The following is a 20,605-nucleotide window of genomic DNA, read 5'->3' as shown; positions in this document are numbered from 1 at the left end:
GGAGCCGGGAGCGGTCAGCGGGAGGGGCTCCATTCGGGCCGCCAGCCGGGGCGCAGGCGGTAGCCGTAGGCCAGGTGGCGCAGGGTCTGGCAGGGGGAGCCGGCGGCCTCGCCGCACAGCGGGCAGCCGGCGGCCCCGGCGTCCCCGGCCGACAGCGGCGGGGTGTGCTCGTTCAGCAACGCCAGTTCGGCGCCGCAGCGGGCGATCGCGTCGGCCGGGTCGTGCAGGGCGATGTGGATCGCCTCGACCGGGTGGAGCAGGTCGTCGTCGTGGAAGCCGACGCGGGTGACCGTCCGTCCGCCGCCGAACTCCAGCCGCCGCGCGCCGCCCGCGCCCTGGCGTACCGGGGCGGCGGCCGAGCCGGTGGCCGTGAGGTAGCGCCAGGGTCCGGCGCCCGCCGCCTCCGCGGTGGCCTTGTCGGCCTCGATCTGCGTGCGCAGCCACTGGACCAGCGTGGCGCCGCCGGTGTCGGGCGCGCCCTCGGCGCCCTCCAGCTCGCGCAGGAACGGGGTGACCGCCGCGTTCAGCTCGGCGACGAACGCCTCCAGTGATGCCTGGGCGTCGTCCAGGTTGGGCAGGCCCTCGGCGCGCGGCCGGGTGGGCGTCGGCAGCCGGTCGCCGGACAGGGGGATGCGCAGCTCCAGCGTGCTCAGGGCGGTCGGCGTGCTCTCCGCGCCGGCCGCGTACGGCTGCTCGCCCTGGCGCCGCCAGCTCGACCAGCCGTCCGGCAGCGGGACGGGCGGCGGCGCGGCGAGCTCGACCACGGCCAGCGGGTCGCGGCCGTCCTCGGCCCGGTGGCAGGCCGCGTCCAGGACCCGGGGGTGGGTGCGCACGTACGGCGAGTCGGCGACCGGCCGGGTGGCGACCTCCCAGGCGGCCAGCGCGAAGTGCAGCGGGTCCAGCGTGACGCCGCTCGCCCCCGGCTCCCCGCCCGTGGCCGCGAACGCGTGCCGCCACCTGCGCAGCTGTTCGCCGTAGTGCTCCTGCGTCCCGCCGTGCCCGGCGTCGATCCAGAACGCCTGCGTCGCGGTGCGAACCGTGCTCTCCATGCCAGAACTCCCCTTAAATCCCCTATCGTGCTTTCTGCCCGGTATCGCGGGCGACCAACGCCTCCGGACGGCCCTCCGTTAGCGCTGTGACCTGCGGGGTAGGCCACGGCCAGCGGGAAGTGCGAGCGAGGGGGATTGTGGTCATGCGCACGACTGCTTTTCGGGGCATCAGCTCCTTCAACGGGGAATCGCGGCAACCGGCTCCGCGGCGCATCCAGATCGTGCACACGGAGTCGCGAAGCCGGTCGCACCCGGTCGTCGCGGCCGTGCTCGGCGCCTGCGCCGGGGCCGCGGTGACGTACCTGCTGGATCCGGACCGGGGCCGGTCGCGCCGCGCCCGCGTGCGGGACAAGGGCTCGCACGCCACCCACGAGGTGCGCGACGGCCTGGGCGTGCTCGGCCGCGACCTGTCCAACAGGGGCCGCGGGTCGGCCGCGGCGGCCCGGTACCGCCTGACCGGCGGCACCGCCGACGACCGCGTCCTGCACGAACGCGTACGCGCCGAACTGGGCCGCCACATCAGCCACCCGCACGCCGTCGAGGTCGACGTGCACGAGCGCGTCGTGACGCTCTCCGGCGACGTGCTCGCGGGCGAGGACGAGCGCGCCCGCCAGAAGGTGCGCCGCATCCCGGGCGTCAAGCGGGTGGAGACCAACTGGCACGTGCACAGGGACGGCACCGACGCGCCCCGGCTGCAGGGCCAGGGCCGCCGCCGCAAGGCGGTGCCGGAGCTGCTGCAGCAGCGCTGGTCGCCCTCGGCCAGGCTGGTCGCGGGCGGGGCGGCGGCCTCGATCTGGGCGGTCACCGGCAAGCTGCCGAGGCCGCTGTCCTGGCTGACCCGCTGCGCCGCGTCCGCGCTGGCCGTGCGGGCGGCGACGAACCTGCCGCTGCGCCGCCTCACCGGCGTCAACGCCGGTCGCGAGGCGATCGACGTCAACGCGGCCGTCTCGATCGCGGCGCCGGTGGCGGCCGTGTGGCCGCTGGTGAGCGACTACTCGCTGTTCCCGCGCTTCATGCCGGACGTCGAGGAGGTCCGGCTGTCGGCCGACGAGCTGCGCTCCCACTGGGTGATCAGGGGCCCGGCCGGGACGCGCATCCGCTTCACGGCCACCGAGACCAAGCGCGAGGAGGGCGCGGAGATCGCCTGGAAGTCCGGCGACGGCGAACTCATCGCCCACACCGGCGTGCTGCGCGTGGACGCCCAGGCCGACGGCCGGACGCGCGTCCAGGTGCACCTGTGCTACAACCCCATCGCGGGGGCGGCCGGGCACGCCATCGCCGGGCTGCTCGGCGCGCATCCCGCGCGCAAGCTGCGGCAGGATCTGGTGCGGCTGAAGGAGCACGTCGAGAACCAGGTGCAGCCGGTCGCGCCGTCCCTGCTCTGACCTCCCCGGCCGCTCTCCGGCCGCCGGACGGCCACGCGCGACGGAGGTTCGCGCGTGGCCGATACGCTGGCGTGATATCGATCCCGATATCACCGGATGGCTGATATCGGTCTTGGACGCCGCGTTTCGTCCTGTGCTGTCATGTCCGGGCTCGCCCCTGTTCCCGCCCGGAGGTGCTCCCGCATGCCCAATCGCCTGTCGAACGTCGCCCGGCTCACGGTCGCGGCGATGTCGGCCGGGCTGCTGACGGCCGCGATCACGCTGCCCGCCGTCGGCGGCACCGGCACGCTGGTCGTCTCCGCCACCGAGCAGCTGAACCTCAAGCCGGTGGCGCTGGCCGAGCCGCCCCTGGCGCAGACCTCCACCGTGTACGACGCCCGCGGCAACGTGATCGCCCGCTTCTACGACCAGAACCGCGAGATCGTCCGCCTGGACCAGATCTCCGAGGTGATGCGGACGGCGGTCGTCGCCATCGAGGACGACCGGTTCTACCAGCACGGCGCGATCGACCTGGAGGGCACGCTGCGCGCCCTGGTCAAGAACCTCAGCTCCGACCGGCTCAGCCAGGGCGGTTCCAGCATCACCCAGCAGTACGTCAAGCAGGTGCTGCTCAACGCGGCCGGCACCGAGCAGGACAAGAACAAGGCCCTGGAGGCCAGCTACGCCCGCAAGCTCAAGGAGCTGCGCTACGCGATGGGCGTCGAGCAGAAGTACGGCAAGGACGAGATCCTGCGCCGCTACCTCAACATCGCCTACTTCGGCGCGGGGGCCAACGGCGTGCAGGCCGCGGCCAGGCGGTTCTTCGGCGTCCCGGCGTCCCGGCTGGACCTGGCCCAGGCCGCCACGCTGGCGGGCGCCGTGCAGGACCCGAACACGACCGACCCCAGCCGCGGCAGGAAGGCCCGCGCGCTGCTGCTGGCCCGGCGGAACGTGGTGCTCGACCGGATGGCCGAGCTGGGCCGGATCACGCCGGAGCAGGCGGCCGCGGCCAAGGCGAGGAAGCTGGGGTTCAAGGACGTCCGGCTGCCCAACGGCTGCGGCGACAGCGATCATCCGTACTTCTGCGAGTACGTCCGGCACGAGCTGCTGGCCGACCCCGCCTTCGGCGGCACGCGGCGGGCCAGGGAACGCGCCTTCGCGCAGGGCGGCCTGAAGATCTACACCACGCTCGACCCCAAGGCCCAGGCCGCCGCGGACCGGGCGATCAGGCGGCACGTCGACGCCACCGACGACGCCCTGGCCGCCGAGGCGCTGGTCGAGCCCGGCACCGGCGCGATCAGGGCCATGGCCGCCAGCCGCGGCTACGGCTCCTCGGCCAGGAAGAAGCAGATCTCCTTCAACGCGGTGGCCGACGCGCGGCACGGCGGTCTGATCGGCTTCCAGGCAGGCTCGACGTTCAAGACGTTCACCCTGGTCGAGGCGCTCAAGCAGGGCATGAAGGTGGACGACGGCATCACCGTGGGCAACGGCTACAACGCCCCCTCCACCGCCGCCTTCAAGAACTGCGCCGGCGCCGGCGTCGGCGACCCGTCCTGGACGGTCACCAACGACGAGGGCTCCCCCGGTTTCAAGACGCTGCGGACCGGCACGTGGGGCTCGGTGAACACCTTCTTCATGGCGCTGGAGCAGCGGGTGGGGCTGTGCCGGACGGTGGAGACGGCCAGGTCGCTCGGCATCGCCCGCGCCGACGGCCGCGAGCTCCAGGAGTACGAGACGTTCACGCTCGGCATCAACGAGACCGACCCGGTGACGGTGGCCACCGCGTACGCCGCCATCGCCGCCCGGGGCAGATACTGCGCGCCGATGGCCATCACCAAGATCACCGATGCCGCCACCGGCCGGCCCACCTCGTACCGGCCGTCGTGCCGCCAGGCGCTCGACCCGGGCGTCGCCGACGCGACCGCGCACATCCTGTCGGGCGTGTTCACCAAGGGCACGATGAGCCGCGTCGGCGGCATCGGCCGCCCGGCGGCGGGCAAGACCGGCACCACCGACGGGTACGCCACGGCGTGGTTCGCCGGGTTCACCCCCGACCTGGCGGGCGCGGTCAGCATCGGCGACCCGCGCGGCTCGCAGCGGTACAAGCTGGTGAACACCACGATCGGCGGCCGGTACTTCGCCCTTGTGGCAGGGGCCTCGCTGCCGGGGCCGATCTGGAACGACACGATGAGGGCGGCGCTGAAGGGCGTGCCCGCCACGCGGTTCACGCCGATCGACACCGGGCGCTTCGGCGGCTGCGGCGACGCCTGCGCGCCCGCCCGTCCCGACCGGGGCGCGGACCGTCCCGGCGCGGACGAGCCCGGCCTCGGGGAGACCGACCCGGGCGAGACCGGCCTCGGGGAGCCGGACCTCGGCGACCAGGGCGCGGGCAGGACGCCCTGAGCGGCGTGCCGGCCGGTTCCAGGGCTCCCGGTCCATAACCCCGACGGGTGACTCAAGAGCTATACGACAGGCGGCGCGGCGCGACCGTACCCTCGATGAGTCCGCACATCTCCGCCTCACGAGGGACGGTTCCGCCATGCCCAAGGCACGGACGTTCGGCCGGACACATCTGGCGCTCTGCCTCGCGCTCGCCGCCGGGGTCGCCGCCATCGGCGTGAGCGCGGTGGCCGACGCCACCGCCGCGCGCCAGGGCGACCCGCGGCCCGTGGTCATCCGCGACACGGGCGGCGTCGCGGTCGGGCGGCTCAGCATCCTGCGCGAGGGGTTCGGGAAGGCGCGCGTCTCGGTCTCGGTCAAGGGCCTGACGCCCGGCTTCCACGGCTTCCACATCCACACGACGGGCCTGTGCGACCCCAAGGCCGTCGATCCCGCGACCGGCCAGGTCTCACCCTTCTTCACCGCCGGCGGCCACCTCGACCTGGCCGGCGGCGCCGTCCACGCCGGGCACTCGGGCGACCTGCCGCCGCTGCTGGTCGGCAAGGACGGGTCCGGCACCGCGTCGGTCGTCACCGACCGGTTCGGCCTGCGCGAGCTGACGGACGCCGACGGCAGCGCGGTCATCGTGCACGCGCTCCCCGACAACCTGGCCAACATCCCCGCCCGCTACGCCCCCGACGGCCCCGACGAGGCCACGCACAGGACGGGCGACGCGGGCGGCCGCACCGCCTGCGGCGTGATCAGGTGACGCGACGCGCGTGAGGCCCCCGCCGCGGCCGGGCGGCGACGCGACGCGCGTGAGACCCGCCGTAGCCGGGCAGCGACGCGACGCGCGTGAGGCCCGCCGTGGCCGGGCGGCGGTGGGCGGCTAGTCTCGTGCCGTAACGCCGCCGAACTCGGGAGTTCCCGTCATGATCTTCATCACCGCGAAGTTCCGCGTCCTGCCGGAGCACGCCGGCCGCTGGCCGGAGATCTCGGCCGAGTTCACCGAGGCCACCCGCGCCGAGCCGGGCTGCCTGTGGTTCGACTGGTCGCGCAGCCTCGACGACCCGGCCGAGTACGTCCTCGTCGAGGCGTTCCGCGACGACGCGGCCGGAGCCGCGCACGTGACGTCGGCGCACTTCAAGCAGGCCCAGCAGGTGCTGCCCGGCTACCTGGCCGAGACGCCGCGCATCGTCAACGCCAACGTCCCGCAGGACGACTGGTCGCTGCTCGGCGAGATGGCCGTCCCCGAGCGCGGCTGACCGCTCAGGGCCGCAGCACCAGCGCCGGATCCAGCGCCAGGGTGCCGGCCGCGAGCGCGAGGAACCCGATCGCCAGGTAGAACTGCGGCGACCGGTCGGCCACGCGCAGGTGGGTGTAGAGGGCGCAGACGAAGTAGAGGACGAGCCCGGCCGCGGCCGCCGTCCCGGCCAGGGGCACGCCCAGCAGGCCGAGCGTCAGCCCCGCCGCGCCGGCCGCCTTCAGCGTGCCGATCGGCCAGACCAGCCACGACCGCGGCACCCCGGTCCGGTCGAGCGCGGGGCCGAGCGACCGCATGACCGGTTCGAGCCGGGTCATGGCGGCGAACCCGGAGAAGGCGTTGCAGGCGATCGTCACCAGCGCGGTGACGACGTAGGCGGTGGAGTGCGGCACGGGATCCTCCGGTCGGGTTCGGTGGTCAGCCCTGCGGCGCGAAGGCCGGGGCGTGGGCGGCGGCCCAGGCGCCGAAGGTGCGGGGCGGGCGGCCGAGCACCGCGGCCGCGTCCCCGGTGACCGGGTGCTGGGGGCGCGTGGCGTACCTGGCGTAGCGGGCCAGCAGGGCGCGGACGAACGGCTCCGGCAGGCCGCCCGCGACCAGGCGCCGCTCGGCGGCCTCCGGCGGGATCTCCTCGAAGCGCAGCGGCCGGCCGATCGCCTCGCCGAGCACGGCCACCATCGCGGCGTGGGTCAGCGACTCGGGCCCGGTCAGTTCGAGCCGGCGTCCGGCGTACCCGCCGAGCAGCGTCCTGGCGGCGATCTCGACCAGGTCCCGCTCGTCGATCGGCACCTCATGGAAGCCCGCGTGCACGTACCGGACGACGTCCCCGGCCCGGATCTGCGGGGCCCACGCCTGGAGGGCGTTGCCGGCGAAGGAGGCGGCGCGCAGGCTGGTCCACTCCAGGCCGCTGTCCACGGCGGCGGCCTCGGCCTCCTTGTTCCGGTCGCCGCGGAAGCGGGAGGGCTGCTCGTCGAGGGGCTCGTCGACGTTCATCGCCGACAGGGCCACCACCCGCCGCGCCCCGCGCTCGGCGGCGCGGGCGAGCAGGGCGGGCGCCCCGTCGCCGATGGCGCGCGGGTGCAGGAAGACGGCGGTGACGCCGTCCAGGTGGCCGGCGAGGGTCTCGGGGCGGGCCGGGTCGCCCTCGACGGCCTCGGCCCCGGCGGGCAGGCGCACCCCGGCTGCCGACCGGGTGACGGCGCGCACCTTGGCCCCTCGGGCGGTGAGCAGTTCGACCAGCGGGCGTCCGAACGTCCCGGTGGCGCCGGTGACGAGAATCATGTCGTTCATGCCCTCTGAGAGGAACCCGGGACGGGAAGTGTGACATCGACTTGAGCCGTTCCCGGGGACCCGCCGACAAGGGGTGCTTTATCCGGATCGGAGCGCTGGGCGGCTACTCTGCGGCCCATGCACACCCAGTCACTCGCACCCGGTCCGGCCCTCGGCCCCAGGCTCATCAGAGCCGAGATCCTCGTCGTGCTGTCGGTCTCGCTCGGCGCCAGCGCGGTGTTGTCGCTGGTCCGGCTGATCGGCTCGCTGACCGCGCCCAAGGAGCTGAAGGGGCAGCACGCCGTGCTGGTCGGCTCGCTGGCCCCCGGGCGGCCGTGGCTGGACCTGACGTTGCAGCTCGTGGACATCGCGATCTCGGTGGCGCCGGTCGCGCTGGTGGCGTACCTGCTGGTGCGGTCGGGTGAGTCGTTGCGGACGATCGGGGTGGACCTGCGCGAGCCGGGCCGCGACACGTTGCGCGGCGCGCTGCTCGCCGCCGCGATCGGCGGCACGGGGCTGGCCTTCTACCTGGTGGTCCACGCGCTGGGCGTCAACCTGACGGTGGTGCCGGGGCAGTTGCCCGAGGTGTGGTGGCGGGTGCCGGTGCTGCTGCTGGCCGCCGCGCAGAACGGCGTGCTGGAGGAGGTGCTGGTCAGCGGCTATCTGCTGCACCGGCTGGACCAGGCGGGCTGGCGGCCGTGGCGGGCGGTGGCTGTGTCGTCGGTGTTGCGGGGGTCGTACCACCTGTATCAGGGGTTCGGGGGGTTCGTCGGGAACGTGGTCATGGGGCTGGTGTTCGGACGGCTCTACCAGCGCTGGGGGCGCGCGATGCCGCTGGTGATCGCGCACACGCTGATCGACGTGGTGGCCTTCGTCGGGTACGCCGCCCTGCACGGCCGGGTGAGCTGGCTCCCCTGACGCAAGCGACTTGCATGACTGTCGCAAGAAACCGATCAACGCTTGCAGCTCGACAACAAAGCTCCGAAACTCCTTCGCAGGAGCCTTGTGCCGCTGGGTCGTGGGGTCCTACTGTCACCTCACCCCCCGAGAGAATCGAGCTTCGGATGTCAGGCACGAGCACATCCCGGAGGGTCGTGGCGGTGCTCGCCGCGGCCCTCGGCCTCCCCCTCGCCTCGCTCGCCGTCCCCGCGCAGGCCGCCACGCGAGCCACCGCTCAAGCCGTCGCTCATCCCGTCGCGGCACATGGGCCCGTGGTCACCAGGGCCGCCCTCGACCCCGCCCTGGTCGCCGGCCGGGGCGCGCGCGTCGGCTTCGCCGAGCAGGAGGCCGAGAACGCCTCGACGGACGGCACGGTCATCGGCCCCGACCGCACCGCGTACACGCTGCCCGCCGAGGCGTCCGGACGGCGGGCGGTCCGGCTGACGCCCGGCCGGCACGTCGAGTTCACCCTGCCGGCCGCGGCCAACGCCGTCACGGTCCGCTACAGCATCCCCGACGCGCCCACGGGCGGCGGCATCACCGCGCCGCTCGACGTCGCGGTCAACGGCCGCCACCGGGCCACCATGACGCTGACCTCGCAGTACTCCTGGCTGTACAACCAGTACCCCTTCACCAACGACCCCGGCGCCGACCTGCTGCACCCCGACTGGTGGATCACCGAGTGCTCCTGCGTCCCCAGCGCCACCACCCCGGCCCCGGCGATCGCCAAGCCGTTCCGGCCCAGCCACTTCTACGACGAGCAGCGCCTGCTGCTCGGGCGCACCTACCGGGCGGGCGACCGGATCCGGCTGACGGCGAGCGCCGGAGCCGCCTGGACGGTCATCGACCTGCTCGACTCCGAACTCGTCGCCCCGCCGCGGATCGAGCCGGTCGCGGCCAGCGTGCTGGCCTTCGGCGCCGACCCGTCCGGGCGCCGCGAGTCGTCGGCCGCCTTCGACCGGGCCGTCGCCTTCGCCCGGCGCGCCCACCTGAAGGTGTACGTCCCGCCCGGCACGTACCAGGTCAACCGGCACATCGTCGTGGACGACGTGACGATCACCGGCGCCGGCAGCTGGTACACGATCATCAAGGGCCGCGAGGTCGCCCTGGCCGCCCCGGCGCCCGACGGGTCCGTCCACACCGGCGTCGGCTTCTACGGCAGGGACGCCGCGGACGGCGGCAGCCGCAACGTGCACCTGTCCGGGTTCGCCATCGAGGGCGACGTCCGCGAGCGCGTCGACACCGACCAGGTCAACGGCGTCGGCGGCGCGATGAGCGACTCCACGATCGAGGGACTCTACATCCACCACACCAAGGTCGGCCTCTGGTTCGACGGCCCGATGAGCGGCACCCGCGTCACCGGCAACGTGATCGCCGACCAGATCGCCGACGGGCTCAACCTGCACACCGGCGTCACCGGCACGGTCGTGTCGGACAACGTCGTCCGCAACTCCGGCGACGACGGCCTGGCGATGTGGTCGGAGCGCACGGCGGACGCGCGCAACACCTTCGACCACAACACGGTCCAGACGCCGGTGCTGGCCAACGGCATCGCGATCTACGGCGGCACGGACAACACGGTCTCGGCCAACCTGATCGCCGACCCCGTCCGCGAGGGCAGCGCCCTGCAGGTCGGTTCCCGCTTCGGCGCCGAGCCGTTCGCCGGCCGCCTGGACATCACCGGCAACACCACCGTGCGGGCCGGCACGTACGAGCTGAACTGGAAGATCGGCCTCGGCGCCATCTGGTTCTACGCCCTGGAGCGGAACATCGACGCCGACATCCGGGTGACCGGCGACCACTACCTGGACAACACCTACAACGCCGTCATGCTGGTCGCCGACTGGCCCGTCAAGGACCTCTACTCCATCACGAACCTGCGCTTCAAGGACGTCCGGGTGGACGGCACGGGCACCTCGGTGCTCAGCGCCCGCGCCGCCGGCTCGGCCGCCTTCGAGAACGTGGACGCCCGCAACGTGGGCGCGGTCCCCGTGAACAACTGCGGCACCTTCCACTTCACCCCGTCCGGCTCGGAGTTCGCGCTGACGGACGGCGGCGGCAACGACGGCTGGCTCGCCCCCTGGCTCCTGCCCAACACCCTCACCTGCGACGACCGCCCTCCGGTGATCCCCCCACCGGCCCCCGCCCCCTGGTGAGACGCCCGCGTTAGGCGCCGGGGGGCGGGGCAGGAGGACGGCATGACCGACACCTACGACCGGGTCGCCGTCGTCACGGGCGCCGACTCCGGCATCGGCAAGGCCACCGCCGTGCTGCTGGCCGAGCACGGGTTCGACGTGGGGATCACCTACCACGAGGACGAGGACGGCGCACGGGAGACCGCCGCGCTGGTACGGGACGCGGGCAAGGCGGCGGCCGTGCGCCGCCACGACCTGACCGACCCAGTCCGCGCCGCGCACGTCGTGGACGAGCTGGCCGGGGATCTGGGCGGGCTCGGCGTGCTGGTCAACAACGCCGGCACCGGGTCGTCGGAGCCGCTGCTCGACATGGACTACGGGCACTGGCGCTCGGTGCTGTCGGTGGACCTGGACGGGCCGTTCCTGTGCGCGCAGCGGGCGGCCCGGCGGATGGTCGCCGAGGGGCGCGGCGGCCGGATCGTGAACGTCACCAGCGTGCACGAGGAGTACCCGCGGGTGGGGGCGGGGCCGTACTGCGCGGCCAAGGGCGGGTTGAAGCTGCTCAGCCGGGTGCTGGCGCTGGAGCTGGCCGCGCACGGCATCACGGTCAACACGGTCGCGCCCGGCGAGATCGCCACCCCGATGACCGGGCAGGAGGACCGGCCGCCGCGGGCCGGGAGCCGTCCGGGGTACCCGATCCCGCGGCCGGGCGACGCCCGGGAGGTCGCCGCGGTCATCGCCTTCCTGGCCTCGCCGGCCGCCTCGTACATGACCGGGTCGTCGGTGTTCGTGGACGGCGGCCTGGTCACGATGGGACCGCAGGCGGCGGGGGCGCTCCAGTCCGGCGACTGGCGTTGACCCCGCACCCCCGCCCGCCCGCTCCCACGCGGCACCTCCGCCCGCAGGCGAGCGGCACCGCCGCCCTCAGGCAGCGGTCCGCCCCCCTCAGGCAGTGGCCCGGCGTCCTTCGGGCAGTGGCCCGGTGTCCTTCAGGCGGTGGCCGGATGGCCGACGGCGAGAGCCGCGGCCACCTGCGGCGCGACGCGCTCCGCCCAGCGGTCCAGCAGCTCCTCCAGCGCGGGCAGCCGCGACTCCAGCGCGGGCGGCCGCGACTCCAGCGCCGACAGCGGTGACAGCGGTGACTCCCGCACGGCCAGCTGCGACTCCAGCACCGCGAGCCCCGGCGTCGGCACGGTCGCGCCCAGCTCCACCAGCAGCGGACGCAGGTGCACCTCGACCGCCAGCGCGTGCTTCGGATCGCCCATGACCAGCAGCGGCAACGCCACCACCCCGGCCAGCGCCTCCGGCCGCAACCGGTCGAGGAACGCCTTCAGCAGCCCGGTGTACGTGCCCTTGTAGGTGGGGCTGGCCACCACCAGCACCCGCGCCTCGGCGACCAGCTCCAGCGCCACCTCGACGCCGGGCGCGGGCCCGGGGGCGAGCAGGTGCGGCCCGAGCGCCGACAGGTCGATCACGTCCTGCGCGCCCGGCAGGCCGAGCCGCCGCGCGACGGCCTCGGCGGCCTCCACGGCCACGGTCCGCGTCCTGGAGCCCTCGCGGGGGTTGCCGACCAGCGCGACGACGCTCATCCGGCCACCGCCGCCGCCAGCCCGGCCGCGTACCGGGAGACGGGCCGGGTCAGGCCGTAGTTGTCGCGGAGGGTACGGCCTTCGTACTCGTACCGGAACAGGCCCCTGACCTGCAGCTCCGGCACGACGTGGTCCACGAAGTCGGACAGGCCCGACGGGAGCAGCGGCGGCATGATGTTGAAGCCGTCGGCGGCCCCGGTGAAGAACCACTCCTGGAGCTGGTCGGCGATCTGCTCGGGCGTCCCGGCGACCACGCGGTGGCCGCGGCCGCCGGCCAGCCGGTTGAGCAGCTGCCTGACCGTCAGGCGTTCCCGCCTGGCCAGGTCGATGACGAGCTTGCGCCGGCTCTGCGCGCCCTCGGTCTCGACGGCCACGTCCGGCAGCGGGCGGTCGAGGTCGTCCTCGGTCAGCTCGATGCCGGTCAGGTGGGAGAGCTGGGCCAGGCCGTAGGCGGGGATGATCAGGTCTTCGAGCTCCTTCTCCAGGTGCAGCGCCTCCCGTTCGGTCGAGCCGATGATCGGCGAGATGCCGGGCAGGACGAGCACGTCGCCGGGCAGCCTGCCGTGGGCGGCCACCCGTCGTTTGAGGTCGCTGTAGAACTCCTGGCCCTCCTCCAGGGTCTGCTGGGCGGTGAAGACGGCTTCGGCGTGCCGGGCGGCGAACTCCTTGCCGTCCTCCGACGACCCGGCCTGCACCAGCAGCGGACGGCCCTGCGGGGAACGGGAGGTGTTCAACGGCCCCCGGACGGCGAAGTGGCGGCCGATGTGCTCGACGGGATGGATCTTGCCGGTGTCGGCGTAGCGGCCGCCGGTGCGGTCGCCCAGGATGGCGTCGTCCTCCCAGCTGTCCCAGAGCTTGCCGACGACCTCCAGGAACTCGTCCGCCCTGGCGTAGCGGGCGGCGTGCGTGGGGCGTTCGACGCCGAAGTTGAGCGCCTCGGCCTCGCTGGCGGAGGTGACGATGTTCCAGCCGGCCCGGCCGCCGCTGATGTGGTCGAGGGAGGCGAACTTGCGCGCCACGTGGAAGGGCTCGTTGTACGTCGTGGAGACGGTCGCGATCAGGCCGATGTGGTCGGTCACCGAGGCCAGCGCGGCCAGCAGCGTGAGCGGCTCCAACCCGCCGAGCGCGTTGTGCCGGACGTCGCCCTGCAGCGCCACGCCGTCGGCGAGGAAGAGCGAGTCGAGCTTGCCGCGCTCGGCGATCCTGGCCAGCTCCTGGTAGTGGCGGACGTCGGTCAGGCGGCTCGGCTCGGTGCGGGGGTGCCGCCAGGCGGCCTCGTGATGGCCGACGCCCATGAGGAAGGCGTTCAGGTGGAGCTTTCTCGTCACGTGGTCCTCCAGGTGGAGAAGCGGCGCTCGACGCCGATCAGGAGCAGGTTGAACAGCAGGCCGACCACGGAGATCGTGATGATGCCGGCGTACATGTCGGGGATGCGGAAGCTGGACTGGGCGTCGAGGATGAGGTAGCCGAGCCCGGCCTTGGCGCCGACCATCTCGGCGAACAGCAGCACGAGGATCGAGTACGCGCCCGCCAGGCGCACCCCCGTGAAGATGGCGGGCACGGCGGCCGGCAGGATCACCTTCTGGAACAGCCGCACCGGTCCGAGGCCCATCGACCGGGCCGACTTGATCAGCAGGGGTTCGACGGTCTTCACGCCGCTGACGGTGTTGAGCAGGATGGGCCAGGAGCAGGCGTACAGGACGAACGCCACCTTCGTCGTCTCGCCGATGCCGAGGATGAGCGTGAAGACCGGCAGCAGCGCGACCGGCGAGGTGTTGCGGAACACCTCCAGCAGCGGGGTGAGGAAGTCGGCGACGGGCTTGTACCAGCCGATCAGCAGCCCGAGCGGGATGGCCAGCACGATCGCCAGCCCGAACCCGGACAGCGAGCGCGCCAGCGACGCCTCCAGGTGTTCCGGGAGCCGGCCCGTGAGCAGCAGGTCCGCGCCGGCGGCCAGGCTCTCCGACAGCGGGGGCACGAACACGGGGTCCACCACGCCGAGGCGGGGCAGCACCTCCCAGGCGGCCAGGAGCAGCAGGATCGCGGCCGAGTTCCGCACCGCCCGCCGCGCCGACCCGGCCGCCCGCCGCCACGTCGCCGCCTTCCGGCTCGTCCCGGCCGGGGCCGCCTGCCGGCTCGTCCCGCGTGGCGCCTTCCGGTCCTCCCCCTCGGTGGGCCGGACAGCGGTGGGCTCGTCCCGGGTGGCGGGGTCGTCCCGGGTGGCGGGGTCGTCCCGGGTGGCGGGGTCGGGGTCGTCGTCGGGGAGGTCGTACCAGTGGACGTCGCCCTCGGGACGCGTCCGTTCGTCGGCGCGCGCGTCAGTCATGCCGGATCGCCGCCTTCCGCTCCTGCACCTGCGCCGCGGCGACCTCGTCGCGCAGCAGCCCCCACACGTGGTGCCGGTACTCGCCGAAGCGCGGGTCGGCCCGCAGGTCGCCCTCGCGCGAGTCGAAGTCCACCTCGATGATCTCCTTGATCCGGCCCGGCCTGGAGGTCATCACGGCGACGCGTTGCCCCAGGTAGACCGCCTCGTCGATGCCGTGCGTGATGAACACGACGGTCTTGCGGGTGTGCTGCCAGATGCGCAGCAGCTCCTCCTGGAGCGACTCGCGGGTCTGCGCGTCGAGCGCGGCGAACGGCTCGTCCATCAGCAGGACGTCGGGGTCGAAGGCCAGGCTGCGGGCGATGGCGACGCGCTGGCGCATGCCGCCCGACAGTTCGTGCGGGTAGCGGTCCTCGAAGCCGGACAGGCCGACCAGTTCCAGGTGCCGCCGCGCCCGTTCCGTACGCTCGGCCCTGGGCACGCCCTTGGCCTCCAGCCCGAAGGCCACGTTGGCCAGCGCGGTCCGCCAGGGGAACAGCGCGTACTGCTGGAAGACGATCCCCCGGTCGAGGCCGGGCCCGGTGACGGGCGCGCCGTTGACCACGATCTGGCCCGACGTCGGCTCGGTGAGGCCCGCGACCAGGTCGAGGAGGGTGGACTTGCCGCAGCCGCTCGGCCCGACGAGCGTCAGGAACTCCCCTTCGCGGACGTCGAGGTCGATCCCGGACAGGGCGGTGAACGGCTCGCCCGCGTCCCTGACCGTGAACTCCTTGGAGACGTTCCGGATGCCGATCTTCGCCTGGACGCCGGTCTCGCTGATCGTGGCGGTCATGAGCCGCTCCCGTTCGCGTAGGGGTTGAACTCGTTGGTGTAGAGGTCGGTCGCCTTGACCTGACCGGGACGGATCTCGCCCTCGCGCTGGAGCCAGTCGATCCACCGCTGGAACTCCCGGCTGTCGATGACGCCGCCCTTGCCCGCGATGCCGGTGCTCTTCCAGAACTTCACGACGTCCGTGGTCTCGTTGCGCCCGCGCTTGGCGATGATCTGCTCGAACTTGGCGACGACCTCCTCGCGCGGGCGGGTCTGCGCCCAGGCGATGGCCTTGGCGAAGCCGGCCACGAAGGTCCTGACGGTGCCGGGGTTCCTGGCGATGAAGTCCTCGCGCAGCACGACGGACCCGGCCGTGAACGGCCCGAACAGCTCGACGTCGGTGAACAGCGGACGCAGCCCGCCGCGTTCGAGCGCCTTGTCCTTGAGGACCCCGCCGAGCGTGCCGACGTCGAGCTGCCCCTGCCGCAGCGCCTGCTCGGTGTTGACCGGCGGGATGACTACGAGCTGTACCTGCTCGATCTCGGCCGGCGTCAGCCCCTGACGCTTGAGGTACTCCTTGATGACGGCCTCGTGGTGGGCGCCGAGGGTGTTGACGCCGATCTTCTTGCCGATGAGGTCGCGGGCGGTCCTGATCGGGCTGTCGTCCTTGACGTAGTAGCCGCTGAACGACTTCTCGTCCGAGCCGTAGTAGCCGATCACCGCCTTGATCGGGGCCTTGGCCGCCTTGAGCTTGATGACGGCGCCGTCGAAGGCGCCGCCGAAGTCGGTCTGGCCGGTGGCCGCGGACTGGATGTCCTGCGGCCCCGAGGTGGTGTTGCCCACCCACTTGAGCTTGACGTCGCCGAGGTAGCCGAGCTCCGCGGCCAGTTCGGGGAAGGTGACGGTGCCCGCGCTGCCCTGGTAGCGAAGCTCCTTCACCTCCGTTTCGCCGGGTTTCGCCGAGCCCTCGGCCGCGCCGCAGCCGGCGGTCACGGTGGCGAGCAGCACGGCGAGGAGTGCACGTCTGATGTTGATCACGATGAGTTCCTCTGGGGAGAACTGCGCAGGGGGAGGGAGGTCTGCCGGAGGTGCGTGATCAGCGACACTGCGCGCTGGCGACGTGGCCGTGGTCCACGTGCGGGCGCCGGGTCAGGTAGAGGCCCTGGCTCATGCGTACGAAGCTACGGAACCCCGGACGCCAAGTCAACATTTCCTACTGGCTTTACATGAATTACTGTCGGGAACGGCCCGCTTCCGGAAACGACGGTCCCCAGTTGCCCGGTTTGATGATCTACTCTGGCGGGAATCCGGTCCGGGGATGAACGAGCTCGGACACCGAGCTTCGTCGCACCCCCAGGAGCTGATCAGCGTGGGCGAAGCCGAATGGCCCGCAGATCTCGATGTGGGAAGACTGCTGGAGTCGGGGTGGCGGCCCACCCCGTTCAGGCAGTTCATACTCAAGCTCCACAGCCGCTGCAACCTGGCGTGTGACTACTGCTACATGTACGAGATGGCCGACCAGAGCTGGCGCCGCCAGCCGCGCCGCATGTCCGGGCCGACCATCGACCGCGTGGCCGCCCGCATCGCCGAGCACGCCGAGGCCAACGGCCTGGACAGCGTCGAGGTGATCCTGCACGGCGGCGAGCCCCTGCTGGTCGGCGTCGACCACATGCGCTACGCGCTGACCGCCCTGCGCTCGGCGCTGCCGTCCGGCGTCGAGCTGGTGGCACGCGTGCAGACCAACGGCGTCCAGCTCAACGAGGGCTTCCTGAGCCTGTTCGCCGACCTGAACGTCTACGTGGGCGTCAGCCTCGACGGCGACAAGGAGGGGCACGACCGCCACCGCCGCAACGCCTCCGGCCGGGGCAGCTACGAGCAGGTGCGGGCCGGCCTCGAACGCCTGACGGCGCCCGCCTATCGCCACCTGTTCGGCGGCCTGCTGTGCACCCTCGACCTGGCCAACGACCCGGTCACGACCTACGAGGCGCTGCTCCGGTTCCGCCCCCCGGTGCTGGACTTCCTGCTGCCGCACGGCAACTGGACGACTCCCCCGCCCGGCTGGTCGGACACCGGCTCGCCGTACGGCGACTGGCTGGTGGCCGTCTTCGACCGCTGGTACCGGGCGCCCGAGCGGGAGACCCAGATCCGCATGTTCAGCCAGATCATCCGGCTGGTGTGCGGCCGGCCGTCCAGGAGCGAGGGGATCGGCCTGTCGCCGGTGGCGGTCGTGGTCATCGAGACCGACGGCAGCATCGAACAGGTCGACACGCTCAAGTCCGCCTACGACGGCGCAGCCGGCACGCTGCTGCACACCTTCCGCGACTCCTTCGACGCGGCGCTGCTCCTGCCCTCCATCGCGGCCCGGCAGATCGGCGCGCGGGCGCTGTCGGACGAGTGCGCCGCCTGCGAGCTGGCCAGGATCTGCGGCGGCGGCCTGTACCCACACCGGTACCGTCCGGGCAGCGGGTTCCGCAACCCGTCGGTCTACTGCCGTGACCTGTACCGGCTGATCAGCCACATCCGGCGGACCGTGACCGAAGACGTGGCCGACCTGACCAGAGCCGACCCGCGCACCCCCGAGCTCCTCGCGCCCGGGGGGTGAGCGGGGCCCGGCCCGGTCAGACCGGCGGCGGGTCGAAGTCGCAGTCGAGATGGCGCCGCTCGCCGGCCACCCGGGTGTCGGGGTGTTCGGGGCCCAGCGTCTCCAGGTAGGACCGCATGGTCTCGTCGAACAGCGCCCTGCCCTCCTCCGACTGCCCGGCGGCCTCCAGGTCGGCCGACAGGTTGGCCGCCGCCGCCAGGGTCGTGGGGTGGCGCGCGCCCACCAGGGCGCTGAGGCGCTGGTGGGCCTCCGCGCCGATCTCGCAGGCGTTCTTGAGGTCGCCCAGGACGGCCAGGTCGCTGGCGTAGTTGACGGCGATGAGCAGGTAGTAGTGGTGGTCGCGGCCCAGCCTGCGCTCGATGCCGTCGAGCGCCTTCTTGTTCAGCTCGCGCGCCGCCTGCGGGTCGCCGAGCACGCGGTGCAGCAGGGCCACGTTGCTGGCGCAGCCGTGGTTGTACGGATGGTCGGCGCCGTAGATCCGCGGGTAGCGGTTCATGGTGTCGAAGGCCAGCTCGTAGGCCTGCTCGACGTTGCCGTTGGCGCGGTTGCAGTTGGACAGGCAGGTGGCGGCGGCCAGCGTGCTGGGGTGGTCGACCCCGTACAGCCGCACGTAGCGCTCGTGCACGTCGATGGCCTGCAGGAGGGCGTCCTCGGTCTCGCCGGACCGCAGCAGGGCGATGGCCAGGTCCTTCTGGGCCAGCAGGATGCGCGGGTGGTTGGCGTCGAAGAACTCGCGGCCGAAGATCAGCGCGTCGTCGCAGACGTCGACCGCCTGGCGGTAGTCGCCGCACAGCCGCACCACGCGGCCGAGGCCGGTGCGCAGGTTGAGCTCGGTGCCGCGGGTGACCGCGGTCTCCCCTCCCTGGGCCGTGCGCAGCGCCTCCAGGAGCAGTTCCTTGGCGCGGACGTAGTCGGAGGTGAGGCCGTAGTCGAGGGCCAGGCTGTTGATCGCCCTGACCGTGATGACGTCGTCGGGCCCCAGCACCTTCCTGTGCAGGCGCAGCGACTCCTCGTCGTGCTCCCTGGCGTCGATGAAGCGGCCCTGCGCGCGCAGGTCGGAGCCGATGCCGTTGAGCAGGATCAGGGTGTCGCGCTCCTCCTCGCCGAGCGCCGCGCGCATGGAGACCAGGGTGGCCTGGTTGAGCTCGTACGCCTCGGCGTAGCGGCCCTGCTCGCGGTAGAGGTCGCCCTGCAGGCGCTTGGCCTGGAGCACGTGCCGGTTGTCGGCGCCGGAGTCGTGCGTCCAGCGCTCCAGGAACGTCGCCACGTGGCTGCCGGTCGCGGCGAAGTTGCCGGAGGAGCTGAGGTAGGTCAGCATCTTGATGGCGAAGTCGCGGACCTCGTCCCGGCGGCTCTCGGCCACCCTCGCCGGCCGGACGTGGGCCAGCAGCGCGTCGTAGCGCGGCCAGTTGGCCGGGTCGTCGGGCGCCGCCGGCACCGCGCCGACGAGCAGCGAGTGGACCTCCGCCCGGATCTCCTCCTGGACCTCCGGTTCGAGCTCCTCCCGCAGCAGGGCCTGGATCAGCCGGTGGACCTGGAGGGTGGCCGGTCGACCGGGGCCGCGCTGGCCGCCGGCCTGACCGCTCGCCTCGGCCTCGACCCGCACCAGGGCGTACTTGGCCAGCGTGCCGATGGCCCCGCTCAGCTTGATGGGGTCGGCGAGCAGCTCGGCGATCACCGGGCGCACCGCCCCCTTGACCGGGACGAGCACCGAGCGCGGGATGGGCTCCGGCCCGAAGAAGGCGCAGCAGCGCAGCAGCTCCATGGCCTCGGGCAGGTTCTCCTTGAGCTTGTTGACCGACAGCCCCCACGCGGCCGTCATGGAGACCGGGTACTCCGAGGGCTTGCCCCTGCTCAGCAGCTGACTGGTGTGCTCCTGGAGCAGCTTGAGGTACTCCTCCGGCGCCATGCCGGTCTCGCTCTGCAGCGCGGCCGCCTGCTCCAGCGCCAGCGGCAGGTCGCCGAGCGCCTCGGCCAGCTCGACGGCGACGGACTCGCTGATCGCCCTGCGCAGGCGCTTCTGGAAGAACTCGACGCTCTCCCGCCGCGGGAAGACGTCGACCGGGACGGTGTCGACGACGCTCTCCCAGCGGTGGTTGCGCGAGGTGATCAGGACGTGCCCCGGGCCGGGACGCACGATCTCCCTGATGTCGTCCGGCTCGTCGGCGTTGTCGAAGATCAGCAGCCACCGGCGGGTCGGATCGCCGCGGCGCAGCGCCTGCAGGACGGCGTTGGCCGCCTCGTCGATGCCGGTCGCGGTCGGGCCCGGCAGGCCGAGCTGGGGCGCGAGCTGGGCCAGCGTCGAGCGCACCAGGCCGGGCTGGTCGGAGGGGATCCACCAGACGAGGTCGTACTCCTCGCGGAAACGATAGGCGTATTCGATCGCGGCCTGCGTCTTGCCGACGCCGCCGTAGCCCTGCAGGGCGTTCGGCACGACCGCGGTGGGCTGCTGGAGAATGCTGTCGCGCAACCTGGACAGCAGCTCCTCCCGGCCGGTGAAGTTCTTGTTCCGGGGTGGAACCTTCCAGACATTGGGAAAGTCGCTCACTGCGCGCAGTGCGGCGGACGGCTCTGGAATCGTCACGTGCCCGCCCTTCTGTCCGTGCCTTCACGGGTGCTGGTGCAGGATTGGAAAGTCGTTTTCGAGAATAGGCCAAGATAAAAACGACAGACTGTCATGGTAGCGGCCCGGCGGGTTCCGTACTACCCGGCCGATAACGGCGTCCGCCAATGACTGGTTCAGGACGGCACTAATTCACCGCCTATTGGCTGGCACGCCGAATTCGGCCACCCTGGGATCAGCCTGTTGAGCACTTCGCTCCGGACGGGCCGGTCATCCGGACGGGGAACGCTGCGGGCAGGCCAGAGCCGACGAGGGAGCGCCC

General features: G+C 72.8%; 17 protein-coding genes. 8 read left to right on the top strand and 9 right to left on the bottom strand.

Annotation, left to right across the window (positions count from 1 at the left end):
- Window positions 1-14: 14 nt before the first annotated feature.
- A complete protein-coding gene (locus ABT158_RS11455; RefSeq protein ID WP_352352671.1) occupies window positions 15-1,049 on the bottom strand; it encodes a DUF6221 family protein in 1,035 nt (344 codons plus the stop codon).
- Window positions 1,050-1,270: 221 nt separating this feature from the next.
- On the opposite strand from ABT158_RS11455, the gene ABT158_RS11450 reads away from it, so the two are divergent.
- From ABT158_RS11450 to ABT158_RS11435, 4 genes are all read left to right on the top strand, one after another.
- Complete coding sequence (locus ABT158_RS11450) at window positions 1,271-2,434, top strand: SRPBCC family protein (protein WP_352352670.1); 1,164 nt, start codon at window positions 1,271-1,273, stop codon at window positions 2,432-2,434.
- Between the two features lie 183 nt (window positions 2,435-2,617).
- Entirely contained in the window at window positions 2,618-4,816 is a 2,199-nt protein-coding gene (locus ABT158_RS11445) for a transglycosylase domain-containing protein (RefSeq protein WP_352352669.1), read from the top strand.
- Between the two features lie 136 nt (window positions 4,817-4,952).
- The gene (locus ABT158_RS11440) at window positions 4,953-5,561 is read left to right on the top strand and encodes a superoxide dismutase family protein (RefSeq protein ID WP_352352668.1); all 609 of its coding nucleotides are present in this window, start codon (window positions 4,953-4,955) and stop codon (window positions 5,559-5,561) included.
- A gap of 163 nt (window positions 5,562-5,724) precedes the next feature.
- The gene (locus ABT158_RS11435) at window positions 5,725-6,057 is read left to right on the top strand and encodes a putative quinol monooxygenase (protein ID WP_352352667.1); all 333 of its coding nucleotides are present in this window, start codon (window positions 5,725-5,727) and stop codon (window positions 6,055-6,057) included.
- 4 nt (window positions 6,058-6,061) lie between these two features.
- Here ABT158_RS11435 and ABT158_RS11430 read toward each other — a convergent pair whose 3' ends face one another.
- Both ABT158_RS11430 and ABT158_RS11425 read right to left on the bottom strand, forming a co-directional pair.
- A complete protein-coding gene (locus ABT158_RS11430; protein ID WP_352352666.1) occupies window positions 6,062-6,448 on the bottom strand; it encodes a DoxX family protein in 387 nt (128 codons plus the stop codon).
- A 25-nt stretch (window positions 6,449-6,473) separates the two neighbouring features.
- The gene (locus ABT158_RS11425) at window positions 6,474-7,343 is read right to left on the bottom strand and encodes an NAD(P)H-binding protein (RefSeq protein ID WP_352352665.1); all 870 of its coding nucleotides are present in this window, start codon (window positions 7,341-7,343) and stop codon (window positions 6,474-6,476) included.
- Between the two features lie 117 nt (window positions 7,344-7,460).
- On the opposite strand from ABT158_RS11425, the gene ABT158_RS11420 reads away from it, so the two are divergent.
- From ABT158_RS11420 to ABT158_RS11410, 3 genes are all read left to right on the top strand, one after another.
- Entirely contained in the window at window positions 7,461-8,240 is a 780-nt protein-coding gene (locus tag ABT158_RS11420; RefSeq protein WP_352352664.1) for a CPBP family intramembrane glutamic endopeptidase, read from the top strand.
- Window positions 8,241-8,416: 176 nt separating this feature from the next.
- Window positions 8,417-10,417, top strand: a complete 2,001-nt coding sequence (locus tag ABT158_RS11415) for a glycosyl hydrolase family 28-related protein (RefSeq protein ID WP_352352663.1) — start codon at window positions 8,417-8,419, stop codon at window positions 10,415-10,417.
- A gap of 42 nt (window positions 10,418-10,459) precedes the next feature.
- A complete protein-coding gene (locus ABT158_RS11410) occupies window positions 10,460-11,254 on the top strand; it encodes an SDR family oxidoreductase (RefSeq protein ID WP_352352662.1) in 795 nt (264 codons plus the stop codon).
- Between the two features lie 131 nt (window positions 11,255-11,385).
- On the opposite strand, the gene ABT158_RS11405 is transcribed toward ABT158_RS11410, so the two are convergent.
- The 5 genes from ABT158_RS11405 to ABT158_RS11385 are packed head-to-tail and all read right to left on the bottom strand — an operon-like array spanning window position 11,386 to window position 16,156.
- The gene (locus ABT158_RS11405; protein WP_352352661.1) at window positions 11,386-11,985 is read right to left on the bottom strand and encodes an NADPH-dependent FMN reductase; all 600 of its coding nucleotides are present in this window, start codon (window positions 11,983-11,985) and stop codon (window positions 11,386-11,388) included.
- Window positions 11,982-13,313 (bottom strand): LLM class flavin-dependent oxidoreductase, encoded by a 1,332-nt coding sequence (locus ABT158_RS11400; protein WP_352352660.1) that lies wholly within the window; start codon window positions 13,311-13,313, stop codon window positions 11,982-11,984. The genes ABT158_RS11405 and ABT158_RS11400 overlap by 4 nt, the downstream gene beginning before the upstream one ends.
- Entirely contained in the window at window positions 13,310-14,311 is a 1,002-nt protein-coding gene (locus tag ABT158_RS11395) for an ABC transporter permease (protein ID WP_352352659.1), read from the bottom strand. Before ABT158_RS11395 ends, ABT158_RS11400 begins: the two co-directional genes overlap by 4 nt.
- Window positions 14,304-15,140, bottom strand: coding sequence for an ABC transporter ATP-binding protein (locus ABT158_RS11390; RefSeq protein WP_352352658.1), 837 nt, complete (start codon window positions 15,138-15,140; stop codon window positions 14,304-14,306). The genes ABT158_RS11395 and ABT158_RS11390 overlap by 8 nt, the downstream gene beginning before the upstream one ends.
- Window positions 15,137-16,156, bottom strand: coding sequence for an ABC transporter substrate-binding protein (locus ABT158_RS11385; protein ID WP_352352657.1), 1,020 nt, complete (start codon window positions 16,154-16,156; stop codon window positions 15,137-15,139). The genes ABT158_RS11390 and ABT158_RS11385 overlap by 4 nt, the downstream gene beginning before the upstream one ends.
- A 280-nt stretch (window positions 16,157-16,436) precedes the next feature.
- Here ABT158_RS11385 and ABT158_RS11380 point away from each other — a divergent pair, with 280 nt between their 5' ends.
- A complete protein-coding gene (locus ABT158_RS11380) occupies window positions 16,437-17,720 on the top strand; it encodes an FxsB family cyclophane-forming radical SAM/SPASM peptide maturase (RefSeq protein WP_352352656.1) in 1,284 nt (427 codons plus the stop codon).
- Window positions 17,721-17,736: 16 nt separating this feature from the next.
- On the opposite strand, the gene fxsT is transcribed toward ABT158_RS11380, so the two are convergent.
- A complete protein-coding gene (fxsT, locus tag ABT158_RS11375) occupies window positions 17,737-20,268 on the bottom strand; it encodes an FxSxx-COOH system tetratricopeptide repeat protein (RefSeq protein ID WP_352352655.1) in 2,532 nt (843 codons plus the stop codon).
- Between the last annotated feature and the right edge of the window lie 337 nt (window positions 20,269-20,605).

This window comes from Nonomuraea sp. NPDC001636, assembly GCF_040298265.1.
GTDB lineage: Bacteria > Actinomycetota > Actinomycetes > Streptosporangiales > Streptosporangiaceae > Nonomuraea.
The sequence above is the reverse complement of the archived record's forward strand: the minus strand, read 5'-3'. Positions and strand labels throughout refer to the sequence as shown.

Bases quoted from the DNA above. Each gene is read 5' to 3' on its own strand.
- ABT158_RS11445 (WP_352352669.1), top strand. From the start codon at position 2,618: ATGCCCAATCGCCTGTCGAACGTCGCCCGGCTCACGGTCGCGGCGATG.
- ABT158_RS11395 (WP_352352659.1), bottom strand. From the start codon at position 14,311: ATGACTGACGCGCGCGCCGACGAACGGACGCGTCCCGAGGGCGACGTC.
- ABT158_RS11405 (WP_352352661.1), bottom strand. From the start codon at position 11,985: ATGAGCGTCGTCGCGCTGGTCGGCAACCCCCGCGAGGGCTCCAGGACG.
- ABT158_RS11435 (WP_352352667.1), top strand. From the start codon at position 5,725: ATGATCTTCATCACCGCGAAGTTCCGCGTCCTGCCGGAGCACGCCGGC.
- ABT158_RS11440 (WP_352352668.1), top strand. From the start codon at position 4,953: ATGCCCAAGGCACGGACGTTCGGCCGGACACATCTGGCGCTCTGCCTC.
- ABT158_RS11425 (WP_352352665.1), bottom strand. From the start codon at position 7,343: ATGAACGACATGATTCTCGTCACCGGCGCCACCGGGACGTTCGGACGC.
- ABT158_RS11390 (WP_352352658.1), bottom strand. From the start codon at position 15,140: ATGACCGCCACGATCAGCGAGACCGGCGTCCAGGCGAAGATCGGCATC.
- ABT158_RS11455 (WP_352352671.1), bottom strand. From the start codon at position 1,049: ATGGAGAGCACGGTTCGCACCGCGACGCAGGCGTTCTGGATCGACGCC.
- ABT158_RS11410 (WP_352352662.1), top strand. From the start codon at position 10,460: ATGACCGACACCTACGACCGGGTCGCCGTCGTCACGGGCGCCGACTCC.
- ABT158_RS11380 (WP_352352656.1), top strand. From the start codon at position 16,437: ATGAACGAGCTCGGACACCGAGCTTCGTCGCACCCCCAGGAGCTGATC.
- ABT158_RS11420 (WP_352352664.1), top strand. From the start codon at position 7,461: ATGCACACCCAGTCACTCGCACCCGGTCCGGCCCTCGGCCCCAGGCTC.